This window comes from Salinifilum aidingensis, assembly GCF_054782015.1.
The window spans coordinates 150084-168000 of record NZ_BAAGTH010000005.1 but is presented as its reverse complement, the minus strand read 5'-3'; the positions used below and the strand labels follow the sequence as shown (position 1 = coordinate 168000).

The window sequence follows — 17917 nt, the reverse complement described above, 5'->3', positions numbered from 1 at the left end:
TGCGTCATTCAGCTGGACGAGCGTGTGAACGCGTCAGAACGTAGGCGCATGTCCGGGTATGTGACGACAGCGCAGGCGGCGAAGGCGATCGGTGTGGACCGCAGGACATTGCAGCGGTGGGCATCTGAGGGGGCCGTGACGCCTGCTCTGGTCACCCCGGGCGGTCATCACCGGTGGGATGTCGAAGATCTGAAGCGTCAGCTCCGGGCGGGGCGCCAGTCCGGTTGACCCCGCCATTCACCTCGGTGACGAGTTGCGGCGGCTCTCCGAACAGGAGCTCCCGGGAAGTCGCCTCCCGCTGCGGTGGCCCGCGCACGCCGCGGGAACGGTGCGTCGCGGTGCTCGAGGGCGCTGCGCTCCGAGTTCCCGCCGGTGATCTCCCGGCGCGCCGCGCCGAGCGTGGTAGCGGGGTGGGAGCTCGTCGAGGTGCACCCCTTCGAGGAGGGCGAGCTCCCCCGCCGGTTGTGGCGCGTCACCCAGACCCTGCCCGTCCCCAAAACTGCCCACCACCCGGACCCGGCCCGCCGCGCGGAGCAGCTGAGCACGCGTGCTCGCCGGCAGGACTGCGTCAGGTCGTTTCGCGCGCCCCTCGCGGGCGGAGAGCGGAAAGGGCGTCGACGGCCGTCCGCGTGCGGAGCCGCGCCGGGGGCTCCGCGGGTGTTCCGGTGACCGGGGTGCACTTCCCGAGAAGCGCCGCCGGCGAGCTGAGCAGTTGGGGAGCGCCGGGCGTCCGGGTAGGAGGCAGCCGGGGCGACGGTCCCCGCCCCGGCCGGGGTCACCTCGTGCGGACCGGCTTCAGTTCTCCTCGCCCTTCTTGTCCTCGTTGCCCTTGTTGCCGTTGCCGCCGCCCTTCTCGCCTTCGCCCTTCTTTCCCCCGTGGCCCTTCTCGCCTTCGCCTTCGCCCTTCTTCCGCTCGTCGCCGCCCTGCGACGGCTCCTCCTCGACGGGCGCAGGTGGTGGCGGCGGCGGAGGAGGTGTGCTCGTCTCCGCGCGCAACACCGTGTCGGAGTCGATCAGCGGGGATCCGTCCGCGGTGATCACGCCGAGCTGGTGGCGCTCCCGCACCGTCACGCCGTTCGGGTAGGCGAGTTCGATTCCCACGTGGACGGTCTTCTCGTCGGAGGCGCGCGGTGGCGAGGTGACCGCCAGGCTCGAGACCCGGTTCCAGGTGCTGCGGTACTGCTGCTGCCCCTGGGCGCGCATGCGCGGTCCGAGCCGCGTCCACGCGTTGCCCGGGTGCTCGGGCAGCAGCGCGTAGTAGTCCGAGACGACGCGCTCCAGCTCCGCCGGGGCGACCTCGCGCGTCGGCGCGGGCGGCGGGGGAGCGGGGTCCTCGCTCGTGAGCAGCGGGACGGTGATCAGGCCGGCGAGGAGCACCGCGGTGATGGCGGCCGCCAGCACGAGCGGCCGGCGCCGCCGCGCGTTCCCGCGGTTCGGGGCGACCGCGGCGGTCGTCCCCGGCGCCCACTGGCTGGCCGGGCGCGCGTCGACCCGGGTGCCGCCGGCCCCGGCGACCGCTCCCGCGGTGACGACGGCGGGCATGGGCTGCGTCGGCGGTTCGCCGGTGGGTTGGGTTGCCGAAGCCGGCGGCTGCTCGCCGGCCGCGGTGCGCAAGGCGGCGCCCAGCTGCTGCGGCCCGACCCGTGCTTCCGGGGCGGCCGCCATGGCCTGGACGAGCACCGGGGTGAGCGGACCCGCGCGCTGCGGGGGCGGGACGTTGCCCGCGGCGGCTTCGTGCAGGACCGCCAGCGCGTTGTCGGTCTGCTGGCCGAACGGGGGGTGCCCCTCGACGGCCGCGTACAGGGTGGCCCCGAGGGAGAACACGTCGGAGGCCGGTGCCGGGGGCTTGCCGCGGGCGATCTCGGGTGCGAGGAACGCGGGCGTTCCGTTGAGCATCCCCGTTTGCGTCACGGTGATGTCCCCGGCGGCGTGCGAGATGCCGAAGTCGGTGATCTTGACGGTTCCGTCTTCGGTGATGAGCACGTTGCCCGGTTTCACATCGCGGTGGACCACACCCGCCTCGTGCGCCGCCGCGAGCGCCTCCGCGGCCTGGCCGCCGATCGCGGCCGCCTCCGCCGGGGCGAGCGTGACCCGCTCGGTGAGCACGTCGGCGAGGCTGCGCGCGGGCACGTGCTCCATGACCAGCACGGGCAGGCCCTCGTGCTCGGTCACGTCGTGCACCGCGACGACGTTGGGGTGGTGCAGCCGGCCGGCGATGCGTCCTTCGCGCATGGCGCGCTGCCGCGCCTCCTCGGCCTGCTCGGCGTCCGCTCCGAGCTGCGGCAGCAGCTGCTTGAGCGCCACCGACCGCTGCAGCCGCTCGTCGGTCGCCAGCCACACCACGCCCATCGCACCGCTGCCGAGCCGCCGCTCCAACCGGTAGCGGTCGGCGAGCAGGTCCCCTGCGTCACTCACGAATCACACGTTCCTCCATCGCCCGGGCCGGTCGGCAGCCGCCCCGCAGGAGCCGGCACCTGCGGGTGGCAGGAGTGCGTCCGTCCCCGCGGTAGGCGCTGGCAGCGGCGCATCCTGCGGACGCGCCGCAGCCCCGCGGCAACCGCCCGCGGGAGAACCGCCCGCGCGACGAGGCCGGTCCTTCGTCCTGCCGGGACGGGCTGCGCCGCCGGTTCCGCTCAGCGCTGCAGCAGCTTGGCGACGTAGGTGCCGATGACCAGGTAGATCAGCGCTGCCAGGCCGTAGTTGAGCACCACCCCGAGCACGGCGTCATCGGGGGTGAACACGTCGCCCAGTCCGAGCACCAGCACCTGCGCCAGTCCGTAGACGAACGAGACGAATCCGTTTCCCTGATTGGCCTCGAAAACGGTGAAAAGGATGTGCAGCACGAAAGTCGCCACGACGACGCCGGTCACGACGCGCACGATGTTCGCGACTGCTTCGGAACCTCCGTCCCGACGAGGATTTTCCTCGTGGTGGTGGCCGGGTGGCGGCGGGTAATGACCCGGGTTCTGCGGCGGATGCGGATTCGGTCCCTGCCGGGGGTGGTAATTCATGGTTCGTGATTGTGCAGAACTGCGTACGTGCACTACAACCCCGGTCAGACCACTGAGAGCGAGCGCGGGTGGGCGGACCGTGAAAGCGGTATCGAAGATTCCGTTTTCTCGTTGCGCTGGCCGGTGGCGATGGGCGAGCATTCCGGTGTGCAATGAAGTTACCCAACAGTTACCGGCGGGAGTTCGAATCGTTTTCGTTGCTGTGGGATTCCCCCTGCAGGGAGATCGGCGGGGGATGGCATGCTGCGGTTTCCGCATGGTCGGGGGTCGCGCACCGGATTTGACCGCTTCGGCTCGTTGGCGAGCTCGTGCAGAAAAGGGACGAAACACCTATGACCTACGCGCAACCGCGTTATCGGGCGCAACCGCGCCCCCCGGCACCGCCGCCGAAGAAGCGGAGGTGGGGGCGCCGGGTGTTCGCGGTGCTGCTGGTGCTGCTGCTGGCGCTGGTCGGCTTCCTGGCCTACGTGGACTACTCGCTGAAGCGGGAGCCTGCGCTGCCGAGCGGCGGTGATCGGCCGCAGGACGGCCCGGGCACGAACTGGCTGCTGGTCGGCTCGGACAGCCGCGAGGGCTTGGACGAGCAGCAGCGGGCCGAACTGGGCACGGGTGAGGCCGCCGGCCGGCGCACCGACACGGTGATGCTCGTGCACGTCCCGGAGGCGGGCGGCGAGCCGACGATGGTGAGCCTGCCGCGGGATTCGCTGGTGACCATCCCCGGCCAGGGCGAGGGCAAGCTCAACTCCGCCTTCGCCCACGGCGGCCCGCAGCTGCTCACGCGGACCGTGGAGGCCAACACCGGCCTCCGCGTCGACCACTACGCCGAGGTGGGCCTCGGCGGGTTCGCCGGCATCACCGACGCGGTCGGTGGGGTGGAGGTGTGCCCCGAGGAACCGATGCAGGACCCGAAGGCGAACCTGGACCTGCAGCCCGGTTGCCAAACCCTGCGGGGGCCGCAGGCGCTCGGGTACGTGCGCAGCCGCGCCACCGCGGAAGGCGATCTCGACCGCGTCCAGCGGCAGCGGGAGTTCCTGGCGGCGCTGACCGAGAAGGTCTCCAGCCCGCAGGTGCTGGCCAACCCGCTGCGGCTGTTCCCGCTGATCCTGGACACCTCGCAGTCGTTCCGCGTGGACACCGGTGACCACGTGTGGCACCTCGGCGCCCTCGGCTACGCGATGCAGGGCATCACCTCCGGTCGGGGCGTGACCACGACGGTGCCGTTCGGCGGCTTCGGCGAGACCGAGGACGGCGCTTCGGTCGTGGAGTGGGACACCGAGGCCGCCCAGCAGCTGTTCGGCGCCCTGGCCGAGGACGCGCCGGTGCCGCCGGAGGTCGTCACCGACCCGGCGAAGGCGGGGTGATCCTCGTGTCCGACACGAGCGCGTGGGGCTCCTTCGGCGCGGATCTGGAGCAGGCGCTGCGCGCCTTCGAGCAGCAGCTCGCCCGCATCGCACCGGTCGGGCGCCGGCACGTCCACCCCGAGGAGGACGCCGGCGAGCTGCACCAGCAGCGGATGGTCGTGATCCGCTACGCCGAGGCGCTGCCGAGGGCGGAGTGGCCGCGGCCGGTGTGCGAGCACTGCGCGGGGCGGCGCGAGGTCGAGGCCGTGCAGGCCCGGCACGGTGCGGACGGCGCGCCGTCCGGGTTCGACCCCGCTCGGCGCATGTGCCCGCGGTGCTGGGGAACGGGTCTGGTGCTCAACTCCTCCGGGGAGGGGTGAGGTCGCGGCCGGGGCGGTACCGGTCGCTGCGGGGAGAGGTCCGGGGCGCGCGGAGACCGCGCCCCGGACCGTCCGCACCGGTTGGCTGCCCCGGCCTGTTCCGCGGGCGGTTCCGTCGCGCGGGAGCTGTCAGCAGGAGCCCCGGTAGGTCCCGAGCGTCCAGAGGTTGCCCTCCGGATCCCGGGCGGTGAACGCGTACGACTCCGCGCCGTTGCCGAACGCGGTGGTGTGCGGTGGTTCGACGACCTCGCCGCCCGAGCGGAGCAGGCGCTCGTGGACGGCGTCCACCTCGGCGGTGGCCAGGTAGATCGCGCTGCCGCCGGGGCGCGTCCCGCCGTGCACTCCGCCGGTGTGCTTCGTGCCGCCGAGCACCAGCGCCCCGCCACCGGGCCAGACGAGTTCCGCGTGGGCGATGTCGCCCGCGTCGTCCGCGGCCGTCGTCGCTTCGCGGAACCCGAGGACGTCGACGAGGAAGCGCAGCGCTGCGCGGGTGTCGTCGTAGTGCAGGATCGGCAGCAGCCCGCTCCGGGAAGTTCCGCTCATGGCGGGCAGACTACGCGCGGCACCGGTACCGCATCGAGCGCTCCGCGGCACCGGGAAGTGCCCCGGGCCGGCCCCGTGGTGCTGGTGAGCTCCCCCGCCATCGCGGGCTGGATGTTCGTCGAAGCCGGGGGGTCCAACCGCACCGTCCACCGAGGACGCGCTGACGGCGGTGCGATGTGGACGCAGGTCTTCGGGAGCGTCGTCGAGCACTTCCTCGGCGGGCCCGGCGCGCTGCTCGGCCCGGTGCTCGGCGCCGTGCCGAGCTTCTCCTGGTTCATCGGGGCGGCCCTGGCCGCCGCGCTCCACCTGGCCGTGACCGACCGCGGTCTGCCGGTCGGGGACGTCGACGGGGAGGGGATCGCCGCCGCCAGCGGGTGAACCCCGCACTGGCAGAGTTGCGCCCGCGGCGGTGAGCGGTCCGCCCGGGCCCCGCGGCCTCCCCGCGGGGACTCCCCCGGAGCCCCGCCGCCGGGAGCACGCACGTGGTCGGGCCGCCGGGCGGCCCATCGACCGAGATCAGCCCACCACTCGAACGGAGGACGACAGCACGCATGCGCATCCTCGTGGTCAACGTGAACACCAGCGAGCAAGTGACCGAGGCGATCGGGCAGCAGGCCCGCGCGGTGGCGGCGGGGACGACCGAGATCGTGCCGCTGACACCGCCGTTCGGCGCGGAGTCCGTCGAGGGCAACTACGAGAGCCACCTCGCCGCGGTGGCGGTGATGGAGACGGTGCGCGCCCACGGCGGGCCGTTCGACGCGGTGATCCAGGCCGGCTACGGCGAGCACGGCCGCGAGGGGCTGCAGGAGCTCGTGGACGTGCCGGTGGTGGACATCACCGAGGCCTCGGCCAGCGCGGCCCAGTTCGTCGGCCGCACCTACTCGGTGGTCACGAGCCTGGACCGCACCGCGCCGCTCATCGAGGACCGCCTGCACCTGGCCGGCCTGGCGCAGCGCTGCGCCTCGGTGCGGGCGAGCGGGCTGCCGGTGCTGGAGCTCGAGCGCGACCCGGACGCCGCGATCGAGGCCATCGCCGAGCAGGCCGAGCGGTGCGTCACCGAGGACCGCGCCGAGGTGATCTGCCTCGGCTGCGGCGGCATGGCCGGCCTGTCCGAGCGGGTCGTGGCCCGCACCGGCGTGCCCGTGGTCGACGGTGTGGCCGCGGCGGTCACCACGGCGGAGGCGCTCGTGCGGCAGGGCCTGGCGACGTCGAAGGCCCGCACCTACGCCGCGCCGCGGCCGAAGCGCGTGGACAACTGGCCGCCGCGCGGGGCTTGAGAGGTGCCCGCGGGAGGGGCCTGCGGGGTCCGCCCGCCGGAGGGCACCGCTCGGGCGGGTGGTGGACGAGTGCCCGGCCGGGTGGAGTTCGATCACTCGTCCGGGCGGAACCGCCCGACTGCGTCCGGCGCCGCGCGGAACCGCGGGGTAAGCACGTCCGCGGTCCTGCCGCCCCGGCGGTCGGCTCCGGGCGCGCCCGTGCGGCAGCCGGCCCCGGGCTGTCCTCGGGGGGCGCGCTCGACGGCCGGCATCGGGCGCCGGTTCCGCTGCGGGCCGCCCCGGCGGTCGTCGGGCGGCGCGCCGTCCGGTGCGAAGCGGCCGCGCGGAGCGCTGCCGCACCCGGACGGATGAGGCCGCAACAACACTTGCGCATATGCACATCTGACTATGTATTATCGGCGCCATGGGACACGAGCACGGCCACGGCCACGGGACCGCCGCCGAGGCGGTGCACGCCTCCGGCCGCCACATCCGCCGGATGGGCCTGGCGTTCGGCATCCTGCTGGCGTTCTTCGTCCTCGAAGCGGTGGTGGGGTTCGCCACCTCGTCCCTGGCGCTGCTCTCCGACGCGGGGCACATGCTCACCGACGTCCTCGGCGTCGGCATGGCGCTGGCCGCGATCACCGCGGCCCGGCGGGCGACGAAGGACAACCGCACGTTCGGCCTCTACCGCATGGAAGTGCTCGCCGCGCTGGCCAACGCGGTGCTGCTGTTCGGCGTCGCCGGATACATCCTCTACGAGGCCGTCGGCCGCGTGCTGGAACCACCGCACGTGCCCGGGCTGCCGATGGTGCTCACCGCCGCGGCCGGGCTGGTCGCGAACCTGGTGGTGTTCGCCCTGCTGCGCCGGGGCTCGGCGGAGAGCATCAACGTCCGCGGGGCCTACCTCGAAGTGCTGGCCGACACGATCGGTTCCGTGGGCGTCCTCCTCGGCGGCCTGCTGACCTGGGCGTTCGGCTGGTACCTGGTCGACCCGATCGTGGCCGTGGCCGTGGGCGCGTTCATCCTGCCGCGCACGTGGCGGCTGGCGCGGCAGGCGCTGCGCATCCTCGTGCAGCAGGCGCCGGACCGCCTCGACGTCACCCGCATCCGCGCGGAGCTCGCCGCGCTGCCCGCGGTGGCCGAGGTGCACGACCTGCACGTGTGGACGCTGACCTCGGGCATGGAGGTCGCCTCGGCGCACCTGACGACCACGCCGGGGGCCGTGCACAGCGAGGTGCTGACCGCGGCGCAGCGGCTGCTGTCCGAGCACTACCGCATCGAGCACTCGACGCTGCAGGTCGAGCCGGCCGAGTGCGCCCGGCGCTGCTCGGCGCTGACGTGGTGATCCGCTCCCGCGGGCCCGGGGCGCGTCGACCCAACCCGTTCGCTGAACAGCGCGGACGCCCGCCTAGACTGCATCAGGTGACTCCTGCCGCGCTTGCTGAACTCGTCCGGAAGACCGCTGTCGACGTGCTCTCCGCCCGCGGGCTCGACACGTCCGCGCTGCCCGAGTCGGTGACCGTCGAGCGACCCCGCAACCCGGAGCACGGCGACTACGCCACGAACCTGGCCATGCAGGTCGCCAAGAAGGTCGGGACGCAGCCGCGCGAGCTCGCCGGCTGGCTGGCCGAGGCGCTCGACGAGCTCGGCGAGATCGACACGGCCGAAGTCGCCGGACCGGGCTTCCTCAACCTGCGCCTGGCGGCGGACGCGCAGGCGCAGATCGTGCGCGACGCGCTGGGCGCCGGTGCGGAGTACGGCCGCGGCGAGGCCTACGGCGGCCGCCGGATCAACCTCGAGTTCGTCTCCGCCAACCCGACCGGGCCGATCCACCTGGGCGGCACGCGCTGGGCCGCGGTCGGCGACGCGCTCGGCCGCATCCTGAGCGCCCAGGGCGCGGACATCACGCGCGAGTACTACTTCAACGACGCCGGGGCGCAGATCGACCGCTTCGTGCGCTCGCTCGTCGCCGCCGCACGCGGTGAGGAGCCACCGGAGGACGGCTACGGCGGCGCCTACGTCACCGACATCGCCAGCGCCGTGGTGCGCCGGGAACCGGACGTGCTCCAGCGCTCCGAGCAGGAGCGCGACGAGGCGTTCCGCAGCCTCGGCGTCGGGCTCATGTTCGACGAGATCAAGCGCAGCCTGCACGAGTTCGGCACCGACTTCGACGTGTTCTTCCACGAGGACTCGCTGCACACCTCCGGTGCGGTGACCGAAGCGGTGGAGACGCTCAAGGCCTCCGGCGACGTCTACTTCGCCGACGGCGCCTGGTGGCTGAACTCGAGCGAGTTCGGCGACGACAAGGACCGGGTGCTGATCAAGAGCGACGGCGCCCCGGCCTACATCGCCGGCGACCTGGCCTACCTGCGGGACAAGCGCAGCCGCGGGTTCGACCTGTGCCTGTACATGCTCGGGGCGGACCACCACGGCTACGTCTCGCGGCTGAAGGCCGCGGCGGCCGCCTTCGGCGACGACCCCGACGTGGTCGAGGTCCTCATCGGACAGATGGTGAACCTGGTGCGCGAGGGCCAGCCGGTGCGGATGAGCAAGCGCGCCGGCACGGTCGTCACGCTCGAGGACCTCGTGGACGCGGTCGGCGTGGACGCGGCGCGCTACGCGCTGATCCGGTCCTCGGTGGACACGGCGGTGGACATCGACCTCGACCTGATCAGCCGCCGCACCAACGAGAACCCGGTGTTCTACGTGCAGTACGCGCACGCCCGGCTGTCCTCGCTGCAGCGCAACGCCGCGAGCCTGGGCATCGACCGCGGCGCCGTGGCCGACGCCGACCTGTCGCTGCTCACGCACGACCGCGAGGGCGACCTCATCCGCACCATCGGCGAGTTCCCGCGCGTGGTGCACGCGGCCGCTCAGCTGCGCGAACCGCACCGCGTCGCGCGGTACATGGAGGACCTCGCCGGCGCCTACCACCGCTTCTACGACGCCTGCCGGGTACTGCAGCCCGGCGACGACGAGACCGGCCCGCTGACCGTGGCGCGCCTGCACCTGTGCGAGGCGGCGCGGCAGGTGCTCGCCAACGGCCTGGCGCTGCTCGGGGTGAGCGCTCCGGAACAGATGTGACCCCGGGTGCCCGCACGCGCGTCGACCGGGGCGCCGGCCCGGGTGGCGCGGGCGCGGGTGCGCGGTCGTGGTCGAGCGCGTCCGCACCGCGGCCTCGCCGAGCGCCAGCACACACACGACAGGCCCGGGGCCGGGCGGCGTGCGCCGCCCGGTCGCGCGGGCCAGCCCGAAGGAGCAGCCCATGCGTGCCCACCCCGCCGGACCCCGGCACGCCGACGTCGTGCCCGGTGGCGCGACCGCCGGCCCCGCGCCCGGGTCCGGAGCCGAACTGGACCAGCTGCACCCCCACGTGTGGCCGCGGAACTCCGCCCGCGGCGACGACGGGGTGGTGCGCTTCGCCGGCGCCGACGTCCGCGACCTCGCCGAGCGGTTCGGCACCCCGGCGTTCCTGCTCGACGAGGACGACTTCCGCGCCCGCTGCCGCGACTACGCCGCCGCGTTCGGCGACCCGGCCGCGGTGCACTACGCGGCGAAGGCGTTCCTGTGCACCGAGGTGGCCCGCTGGGTCGCCGAGGAGGGGCTGAGCCTCGACGTGTGCAGCGGTGCCGAGCTCGGCGTGGCGCTGCGGGCGGAGTTCCCGGCCGAGCGCATCGCCTTCCACGGCAACAACAAGTCGACGGCGGAACTGGTCCGGGCCGTCGAGGCCGGTGTCGGCACCGTGGTGCTGGACTCGTTCCACGAGATCGCGCGCCTGCAGCAGGTCGCCTCCGAGCACGGCGTGCGCCAGCGCGTGCTGGTGCGGGTCACCGTCGGTGTGGAGGCGCACACGCACGAGTTCATCGCCACCGCGCACGAGGACCAGAAGTTCGGCTTCTCGCTCAGCGGCGGCGCGGCGGCCGAGGCGGTCACCCGCGTGCTGCAGGCGGATGCGCTGGAGCTGTCCGGTCTGCACAGTCACATCGGCTCGCAGATCTTCGACACCGAGGGGTTCGAGCTCGCCGCGCACCGGGTGATCGGCCTGCTGGCCGACGTGCGCGACGAGCACGGCGACGAGGCGCTGGCGGCGGTGTCCACCGTGGATCTCGGCGGCGGGTTGGGCATCGCCTACACCGCCGAGGACGATCCGCTGCGCCCGACCGAGCTGGCGCGCAAGCTCCGCGAGGCCGTGGCGCGGGAGTGCGCCGACGCCGGGCTGCCGGTCCCGCACATCGCCGTGGAACCGGGGCGGGCGATCGTCGGGCCGAGCGCGGTCACGCTGTACGAGGTCGGCACGATCAAGGACGTGGACCTCGACCAGGGGGCCTCCCGGCGCTACATCAGCGTCGACGGCGGGATGAGCGACAATGTCCGCACCGCGCTGTACGACGCGGCCTACGACTGCCGGCTGGTGTCCCGCGGCGCCACCGCACCCCCGGTGCTGTCCCGCATCGTGGGCAAGCACTGTGAGTCCGGTGACGTCGTGGTGCGAGACTGCTGGCAACCGGAGGACATTGCACCGGGCGACCTGATCGCGGTCGCGGCGACCGGTGCGTACTGCTACGTGATGGCCAGCAACTACAACCGGCTGCCGAAGCCGCCCGTGGTCGCGGTGCGCTCCGGGAACGCCCGGTTGCTACTGCGCAGGGAGACCGAGGATGACCTGCTCCGGCTGGAGGTGTGAGTGATCGAGGACCGCAAACCGATCAAGGTCGCGCTGTTGGGGTGCGGCACCGTCGGCGCCGAGGTGCTGCGGCTGCTGCGGGACCAGCCGGGGGAGTTCGCCGCGCGAACAGGTGCGCCGCTCGAGGTCGCCGGCGTCGCCGTGCGCCGTCCGCACAAGCACCCGGACGTCCCCGCGGAGCTGCTGACCACCGACGCCGAAGGGCTCGTGGACAGCGACGTGGACATCGTCGTCGAACTCGTCGGCGGCATCGAGCCCGCGCGTTCGCTGCTGCTGCGCGCGCTGCACGCGGGCAAGGCCGTGGTGACGGCGAACAAGGCGCTGGTGGCCGAGCGGGGCCGGGAGCTGCACGCAGCCGCCGACGCCTCCGGTGCCGACCTGTACTTCGAGGCGGCCGTGGCCGGGGCGATCCCGCTGCTGCGCCCGCTGCGGGAGTCGCTGGCCGGTGACCGCATCAACCGGGTGACCGGCATCGTCAACGGCACGACGAACTACATCCTCTCGGCCATGGACGCCACCGGCGCCGGCTACGCCGAAACGCTGGACGAGGCCGGGCGGCTGGGCTACGCCGAGGCCGACCCGACCGCGGACGTGGACGGCTTCGACGCGGCGGCCAAGGCCGCGATCCTCGCCTCGCTCGCCTTCCACACCCGGGTCAGCGGCGCCGAGGTGCACCGCGAGGGCATCTCCGGGGTCACCCCGGGCGACATCGAAGCCGCGCGGATGCTCGACCGGACGGTGAAGCTGCTGGCGATCTGCGAGCGCGTCGTCGGCGAGGACGGCAGCGAGGCCGTGTCCGCGCGGGTGCACCCGGCGATGATCCCGCGCGGCCACCCCCTGGCCGGGGTGGGCGACGCGTTCAACGCGGTCTTCGTGGAAGCCGAGGCCGCGGGCGAGCTCATGTTCTACGGGCAGGGCGCCGGCGGTGCGCCGACCGCGAGCGCCGTGCTCGGCGACCTCGTGGCGGTGGGGCGCAACCAGGTCGTGTCCGGTCTGGGGCCGCGGGAGTCGGCCTACGCCCAGCTCTCGGCGCGGCCGATGGGCGAGACCCCGACGCGGTACCACATCAGCTTGGACGTGGCGGACAAGCCGGGTGTGCTCTCCCAGGTGGCGGCCACGTTCAACGAGCACGACGTGAGCATCTCCGTCGTGCGCCAGCAGGGCCGGGGCGAGGACGCGAGCCTCGTCGTGGTCACGCACACCGCGACCGACGCCGCCCTGCGGTCCACCGTGGACAAGGTCGCGCAGTTGCCGGTGGTGCGCGAGGTGGTCAGTGTGATGCGGGTTGAAGGTGAACGATCGTGACGTCTTACATGTCGGACGGGGCCGCGGCCCCGGGCAGCGTGCCGGGCTGGCCTGGTGTGATCGAGGCGTACCGGCACCGGATCGAGCTCGCGGGCAACGCTGAGGCGGTGACGCTCCGCGAGGGCGGCACACCGCTCGTGCCGGCTCCGCACCTGTCCGCGCAGACCGGCTGCGACGTGCACCTCAAGGTGGAGGGGGCCAACCCCACCGGCTCGTTCAAGGACCGCGGCATGGCCGTGGCCATCACGCAGGCCCGCGCGACCGGCAGCCAAGCGGTGCTGTGCGCCTCCACGGGCAACACCTCGGCCTCCGCGTCGGCGTACGCGGCGCGGGCGGGGCTGACCTCGGCCGTGCTCGTGCCCCAGGGCAAGATCGCCATGGGCAAGCTGGCCCAGGCCGTGGCGCACGGCGCGAAGATCCTGCAGGTCCAGGGCAACTTCGACGACTGCCTCGAACTGGCGCGCAAGACCACCGCGGAGCACCCGGTCACCCTCGTGAACTCGGTGAACCCGGCGCGGCTGGAGGGCCAGAAGACCGCCGCGTTCGAGGTCTGCGACGTGCTCGGCCGGGCCCCTGACGTGCACTGCCTGCCCGTGGGCAACGCGGGCAACATCACCGCCTACTGGAACGGCTACGCCGAGTACGCCCGGGACGGGGTGACCGGCAGCGCCCCGCGCATGTTCGGGTTCCAGGCGGCGGGGGCCGCACCGATCGTGCACGGCGAGCCGGTGACCGAGCCGGAGACCGTGGCCACGGCGATCCGGGTGGGCAACCCGGCGTCGTGGCAGAACGCGGTGAGCGCCTGCAGCGCCTCGGACGGATTGTTCTCCGCGGTCACCGACGAGCAGATCCTGGCCGCCTACCGGCTGCTGTCCTCGAAGGAGGGCGTGTTCGTCGAACCCGCCTCGGCCTCCAGCATCGCCGGCCTGCTGGCCGCTGCCGGGGACGGTCGGCTGCCGACCGGCGCGACCGTGGTGTGCACGGTCACCGGGCACGGCCTCAAGGACCCGGACACGGCGCTGTCGGGGATGGTGGAAGTGGAGCCGCTGCCGGTGGACCCGTCCGCCGTGGCGACCGCGCTGGAGCTGACATGAGCGAACCGCAGCAGGCGCGGGCGGACGAGCTGCCCGTGCCCGCGGTGCAGGTGACCGTTCCCGCGTCCGCGGCGAACCTCGGCCCGGGCTTCGACGCCCTGGGGCTGGCGCTGGGCCTCTACGACACGGTGCACGTGCGCCAGGTCGACGGGCGGCCGGGCTCCGCCGCGGTCACCGTGGAGGGCGCCGGGGCCGGCGAGGTGCCCGAGGACGAGCGGCACCTGGTGGTGCGGGTGCTGCACGACACGTTGGCCGAGTTCGACGTGACCCCGCCCGCGTTGGAGCTGACCTGCCGCAACGCCATCCCGCACTCCCGCGGGCTGGGCTCCTCGGCGGCGGCGATCACCGCCGGGATCGCCGCGGCCCGCGCGTTGACGGGGCGCACCGGGTGGGACGCCGGGAGCCGGGCCGAGGTGCTGCAGCTGGCCGCCAGCCGGGAAGGGCACGCGGACAACGTGGCGGCGAGCCTGCACGGCGGTTTCGTCATCGCCTGGAGCGAGCAGGGCCGCTACCACGCGGTCTCGCGGGCGCCGCACGAGGCGCTCTCGCCGGTGGCGCTGGTGCCGGAGGAGGAGTCGTCGACGCACCGCACGCGCGGGCTGCTGCCGGAGAGCATCCCCCACGGCGACGGGGTGTTCACCGCCGGCCGGGCCGCGCTGGCGGTGCACGCGTTCACCGCGGCCCCGGAGCTGCTGCTGCCCGCGACGCAGGACCGGTTGCACCAGGAGTACCGGGAGAGCGCCTGGCCGGGCACGGTCGCGCTGGTGCGCGAGCTGCGCGCGCGGAACGTGCCCGCGGCGGTGTCCGGGGCGGGTCCGACGGTGCTGGCCCTGCCCCCGGACGGGGACCTCGGCATGGTTCCCGAAGGGTTTTCGGTGCTGCCGCTGCCGGTGGACCGGCGCGGAGTGCGGGTGCGCACCGAGCAGTGACCCGATGCGATCGGGCCCGGGGACGCGGGCCCGGAGACGTGGGGCCGCGGACGCGGGCCCGGGAATAGCGGTGGAAGCGGCGGCGTTGTGCCGGGCGAGTCGGGCCGTGCGGCGCAGCGCCGGCATGATTCGAACGGCATGACTCGAACGGCGTGGTCCGCGCTCGCACGTGACGTGCCCGGCTCGGTGGCGGGTGCCCGGCGGGTTGTTACCGGGTGTCCAGCGGGTCGGTCCGGGTGCTCTGCGGCGGTGCGGAGGTCCGCACCGGTTCCCCGTTCCGCGGGAAATCCGCCCCAGGGCGTTCGGACACCGCGCCCGAGTGGTACAAAGGAAGTGTCACCGCGGGATGCGGTGGCGTTTCGATCCGCTGGACGCTGTGCACGGCAGGGACCGGTCGGACGGCGGCGCACCGGTTTCCGCTCCGAACAGGCGTCGGAACGGCGGTGTTCGGGCGGTGACACGTCCAGCGCAGTGATCGAAGTGGGGCGCGCGATGCGCCCTGGGGGTTGTTGCACCTGAATCACAGGGCGTCTACCCTCAAGGTCAATCAGTCACCGCGCGCAGGGCGCCGGTGTTGTATCCGGGACTTCCCGGGACGCATCCTTCGCTGTGTATTGACCTCACTCGTCCGTCGCGGGTGAAGATCAAGTTAGCGAGCCCACTGGCGGTGACCGAGGCAGGAGTCGTCAACTCAATGCACCGGGGCTACCGGCCGTCGACGTGACGCACGGCCGACCGCGAAACCTTCCGCGCGCAGGGCCTTTCGGCGCGGGTGCGCGGATGCGGGGCACGTGCGGGCGTGGTTCCCCGGAGCTCGGGCGGACCGCTCGCGGGAGCGGGGACGGTCCGGGACGGGCAGCAGGCCGAGTCGGTGATTCCTGGAAGTGGTGGCAGGGCGTGCATCGGCGAGTGTGGATCGGAGTGGATGCAACGCACGTGGACCACGGTTCGGGCGCGGCAGCGTGGCGAACGGGTTCCACGACCTCGCACTGGTTGAGTCACGCGAGCCGGGGACTTCTCCCTGCCCGGTGCTGCTGGTTCCCCGAGCTGTCCACGGCACGGGCCGTGGCGCGTACACGCATGGGACCCCACCGGCATCCGGACTGGTAGCACACATCGGTCGTCCGCGGAACGGACTGCGGGCGGGCAATCCGCTGGGCTGGGCGAGACGCACGGCCCGGTCAGGAAGGATATTCGTGAGCGACACCGAATTGTTGAGCAGCGAGGCAGCCAACAGCAGCGCAGCGGCTGACCAGCAGGGCTCAGGACAGTCGTCCACCGCGAACGGGTCGGCCAACGGCACCACGCGCCGACGCGGTGGTCTGTCCGGCATGGTTCTGCCGGAACTGCGCGAGCTCGCCCGTGAACTGGGGATTGAGACCAAGGGGCTGCGCAAGGGCGATCTGATCGCGGCCATTAGGGAACGTCAGGCTGCCAGTTCGAACGAGTCCGCGGGCTCCGCTTCCGGCAACGGCAAGCAGCGCTCCCGGGGCAACGGCAAGACCCGGGAGGCGAAGGGCGACGGCGCCGCCTCCGGTTCCGAAGTGGACTCCTCCGGCGCCGAGGCGGGCGGCTCCGCGCCGAACTCCTCCAAGGCGCACCAGCCGGCGCTCGACGAGCAGGAATCGGCGTCCGGCCAGCGCGGCAGCACCGGTGAGCAGACGTCGAACAACGGCGGTCAGCAGGGCGGCCGGAACCGCCCGCGCCGGCAGGACTTCGACTCCGACGACAACCGGCGCGGCGGGCGGCGGCGTCGCCCGTCCGGTGGCCGCGGGGGCAACGGCGCCGGGAGCCACCAGCAGGAGGAGGACCGCGCCTCCGACAAGAGCGACCAGAAGCAGCGCTCTGAGCAGCACGACTCGGACGACGACGGCAACCGCAACCGGCGGGGCCGCCGCTACCGGGACCGCCGGCGCAACCGCGGGCGCGGTGAGGGCGGCAACGAGCCGGAGGTCCGCGAGGACGACGTGCTGCTGCCCGTGGCCGGCATCCTCGACGTGCTGGACAACTACGCCTTCGTGCGCACCTCCGGTTACCTGGCCGGTCCGAACGACGTGTACGTCTCCCTGTCGCTGGTGCGCAAGTACGGGCTGCGGCGCGGTGACGCCATCCAGGGCGTGATCCGCCAACCCCGCGAGGGCGAGCAGCAGCGGCAGAAGTTCAACCCGCTGGTGCGCGTGGACGCCATCAACGGCCTGGACACCGACTCCGCCAAGAAGCGGGCCGAGTTCCACAAGCTGACCCCGCTGTACCCGAACGAGCGCTTGCGGTTGGAGGACGACCCGCAGCACCTCACCGGGCGGATCATCGACCTGGTGATGCCGATCGGCAAGGGGCAGCGCGCGCTCATCGTGTCGCCGCCGAAGGCGGGCAAGACGATGGTGCTGCAGTCGATCGCCAACGCGATCACCGCGAACAACCCCGAGTGCCACCTCATGGTCGTGCTCGCCGACGAGCGGCCGGAGGAGGTCACCGACATGCAGCGGTCGGTGAACGGCGAGGTCATCGCCTCGACGTTCGACCGTCCTCCGTCGGACCACACCACGGTCGCCGAGCTGTCGATCGAACGGGCCAAGCGGCTCGTCGAGATGGGCCACGACGTGGTGGTGCTGCTGGACTCCATCACGCGCCTGGGCCGGGCCTACAACCTGGCCGCGCCCGCCTCCGGGCGCATCCTCTCCGGCGGTGTGGACTCGACCGCGCTGTACCCGCCGAAGCGCTTCCTCGGCGCCGCGCGGAACATCGAGGGCGGCGGTTCGCTGACGATCGTGGCCACCGCGCTGGTGGAGACCGGGTCCACGATGGACACCGTCATCTTCGAGGAGTTCAAGGGCACCGGCAACGCCGAGCTCAAGCTCGACCGCAAGCTGGCCGACAAGCGGCTGTTCCCCGCGGTCGACGTGGACGCCTCCAGCACCCGCAAGGACGAGATCCTGATGTCCCAGGACGAGCTGGCCGTCACGCACAAGCTGCGGCGCGTGCTCGCGGCGCTGGACACCCAGCAGGCCCTGGAGCTGGTCCTGGACAAGCTGCGCAAGACGAGCACGAACATCGAGTTCCTCATGCAGGTCGCCAAGAACACCCCGGGCAAGGACGAGGACTGAGCGGAACGCCCGGCGGGCCTCCCGCCGGGCGGGCGGCTCCCGGGTGCCCGCGGTGCTTCCGCGGGCGGACCGGCGGGCCGTCCGCGCTCCGGAGAGCTCCGGCCGGGGCGGGGCGCCCGCCCGGTGGTCGCCGGGAACAATCCGGGAGCCCCCTCCGTTCCAGGTCACAGGCCTTGGTCTGGCACAATCGAAGGCTGGTTCACCGCGCCGGTTCACCTCCGCGGGCAGCAAGCCACCCCCGGGGGACCCGGCGTCGTCAAGGAAGGAC

At 73.2% G+C, this 17917-nt stretch carries 15 protein-coding genes; 12 read left to right on the top strand and 3 right to left on the bottom strand.

The features are described 5' to 3' along the window. Positions 1-48: 48 nt before the first annotated feature. Positions 49-228 carry a helix-turn-helix domain-containing protein gene (locus ACYVJE_RS09265; protein WP_459157063.1) on the top strand — a complete coding sequence of 60 codons (180 nt, stop codon included), beginning with the start codon at positions 49-51 and terminating at the stop codon, positions 226-228. 567 nt (positions 229-795) lie between these two features. Here ACYVJE_RS09265 and ACYVJE_RS09260 read toward each other — a convergent pair. Then, entirely contained in the window at positions 796-2415 is a 1620-nt protein-coding gene (locus ACYVJE_RS09260) for a serine/threonine-protein kinase (RefSeq protein ID WP_461144143.1), read from the bottom strand. Positions 2416-2633: 218 nt separating this feature from the next. Then, positions 2634-2870 carry a hypothetical protein gene (locus ACYVJE_RS09255; protein ID WP_459157061.1) on the bottom strand — a complete coding sequence of 79 codons (237 nt, stop codon included), beginning with the start codon at positions 2868-2870 and terminating at the stop codon, positions 2634-2636. Positions 2871-3343: 473 nt separating this feature from the next. Here ACYVJE_RS09255 and ACYVJE_RS09250 point away from each other — a divergent pair, with 473 nt between their 5' ends. Continuing rightward, positions 3344-4372 carry an LCP family protein gene (locus tag ACYVJE_RS09250; protein WP_461144142.1) on the top strand — a complete coding sequence of 343 codons (1029 nt, stop codon included), beginning with the start codon at positions 3344-3346 and terminating at the stop codon, positions 4370-4372. 5 nt (positions 4373-4377) lie between these two features. Continuing rightward, entirely contained in the window at positions 4378-4731 is a 354-nt protein-coding gene (locus ACYVJE_RS09245; RefSeq protein WP_461144141.1) for a hypothetical protein, read from the top strand. A gap of 129 nt (positions 4732-4860) precedes the next feature. Here the strand turns inward: ACYVJE_RS09245 and ACYVJE_RS09240 are convergent, their stop codons facing one another. Then, on the bottom strand, positions 4861-5274 hold the full coding sequence (locus ACYVJE_RS09240; protein ID WP_459157058.1) for a VOC family protein: 414 nt from the start codon (positions 5272-5274) through the stop codon (positions 4861-4863). Between the two features lie 84 nt (positions 5275-5358). Here ACYVJE_RS09240 and ACYVJE_RS09235 point away from each other — a divergent pair, with 84 nt between their 5' ends. The 9 genes from ACYVJE_RS09235 (at position 5359) to rho (ending at position 17649) form a co-directional block, all read left to right on the top strand. Next, a complete protein-coding gene (locus tag ACYVJE_RS09235; RefSeq protein WP_461144140.1) occupies positions 5359-5652 on the top strand; it encodes a hypothetical protein in 294 nt (97 codons plus the stop codon). 173 nt (positions 5653-5825) lie between these two features. Continuing rightward, the gene (locus tag ACYVJE_RS09230) at positions 5826-6551 is read left to right on the top strand and encodes an aspartate/glutamate racemase family protein (RefSeq protein ID WP_461144139.1); all 726 of its coding nucleotides are present in this window, start codon (positions 5826-5828) and stop codon (positions 6549-6551) included. 403 nt (positions 6552-6954) lie between these two features. Next, positions 6955-7878 (top strand): cation diffusion facilitator family transporter, encoded by a 924-nt coding sequence (locus ACYVJE_RS09225; protein WP_461144138.1) that lies wholly within the window; start codon positions 6955-6957, stop codon positions 7876-7878. 77 nt (positions 7879-7955) lie between these two features. Continuing rightward, positions 7956-9617: an arginine--tRNA ligase gene (gene argS / locus ACYVJE_RS09220; RefSeq protein ID WP_461144137.1), complete on the top strand. Its 1662-nt coding sequence runs from the start codon at positions 7956-7958 to the stop codon at positions 9615-9617. Between the two features lie 181 nt (positions 9618-9798). Beyond that, entirely contained in the window at positions 9799-11217 is a 1419-nt protein-coding gene (gene lysA, locus ACYVJE_RS09215) for a diaminopimelate decarboxylase (RefSeq protein WP_461144136.1), read from the top strand. Next, the gene (locus ACYVJE_RS09210; RefSeq protein ID WP_459157052.1) at positions 11218-12522 is read left to right on the top strand and encodes a homoserine dehydrogenase; all 1305 of its coding nucleotides are present in this window, start codon (positions 11218-11220) and stop codon (positions 12520-12522) included. It abuts the gene before it with no gap. Positions 12523-12530: 8 nt separating this feature from the next. After that, positions 12531-13616, top strand: coding sequence for a threonine synthase (gene thrC, locus ACYVJE_RS09205; protein ID WP_459160061.1), 1086 nt, complete (start codon positions 12531-12533; stop codon positions 13614-13616). Further along, positions 13613-14545, top strand: a complete 933-nt coding sequence (thrB, locus tag ACYVJE_RS09200) for a homoserine kinase (RefSeq protein WP_461144135.1) — start codon at positions 13613-13615, stop codon at positions 14543-14545. The genes thrC and thrB overlap by 4 nt, the downstream gene beginning before the upstream one ends. 1196 nt (positions 14546-15741) lie before the next feature. Then, entirely contained in the window at positions 15742-17649 is a 1908-nt protein-coding gene (gene rho, locus ACYVJE_RS09195) for a transcription termination factor Rho (protein WP_461144134.1), read from the top strand. Positions 17650-17917: the final 268 nt, after the last annotated feature.

Bases quoted from the DNA above. Each gene is read 5' to 3' on its own strand.
- ACYVJE_RS09265 (WP_459157063.1), top strand. From the start codon at position 49: ATGTCCGGGTATGTGACGACAGCGCAGGCGGCGAAGGCGATCGGTGTG.
- ACYVJE_RS09250 (WP_461144142.1), top strand. From the start codon at position 3,344: ATGACCTACGCGCAACCGCGTTATCGGGCGCAACCGCGCCCCCCGGCA.
- ACYVJE_RS09240 (WP_459157058.1), bottom strand. From the start codon at position 5,274: ATGAGCGGAACTTCCCGGAGCGGGCTGCTGCCGATCCTGCACTACGAC.
- ACYVJE_RS09230 (WP_461144139.1), top strand. From the start codon at position 5,826: ATGCGCATCCTCGTGGTCAACGTGAACACCAGCGAGCAAGTGACCGAG.
- ACYVJE_RS09225 (WP_461144138.1), top strand. From the start codon at position 6,955: ATGGGACACGAGCACGGCCACGGCCACGGGACCGCCGCCGAGGCGGTG.
- lysA (WP_461144136.1), top strand. From the start codon at position 9,799: ATGCGTGCCCACCCCGCCGGACCCCGGCACGCCGACGTCGTGCCCGGT.
- thrC (WP_459160061.1), top strand. From the start codon at position 12,531: ATGTCGGACGGGGCCGCGGCCCCGGGCAGCGTGCCGGGCTGGCCTGGT.
- thrB (WP_461144135.1), top strand. From the start codon at position 13,613: ATGAGCGAACCGCAGCAGGCGCGGGCGGACGAGCTGCCCGTGCCCGCG.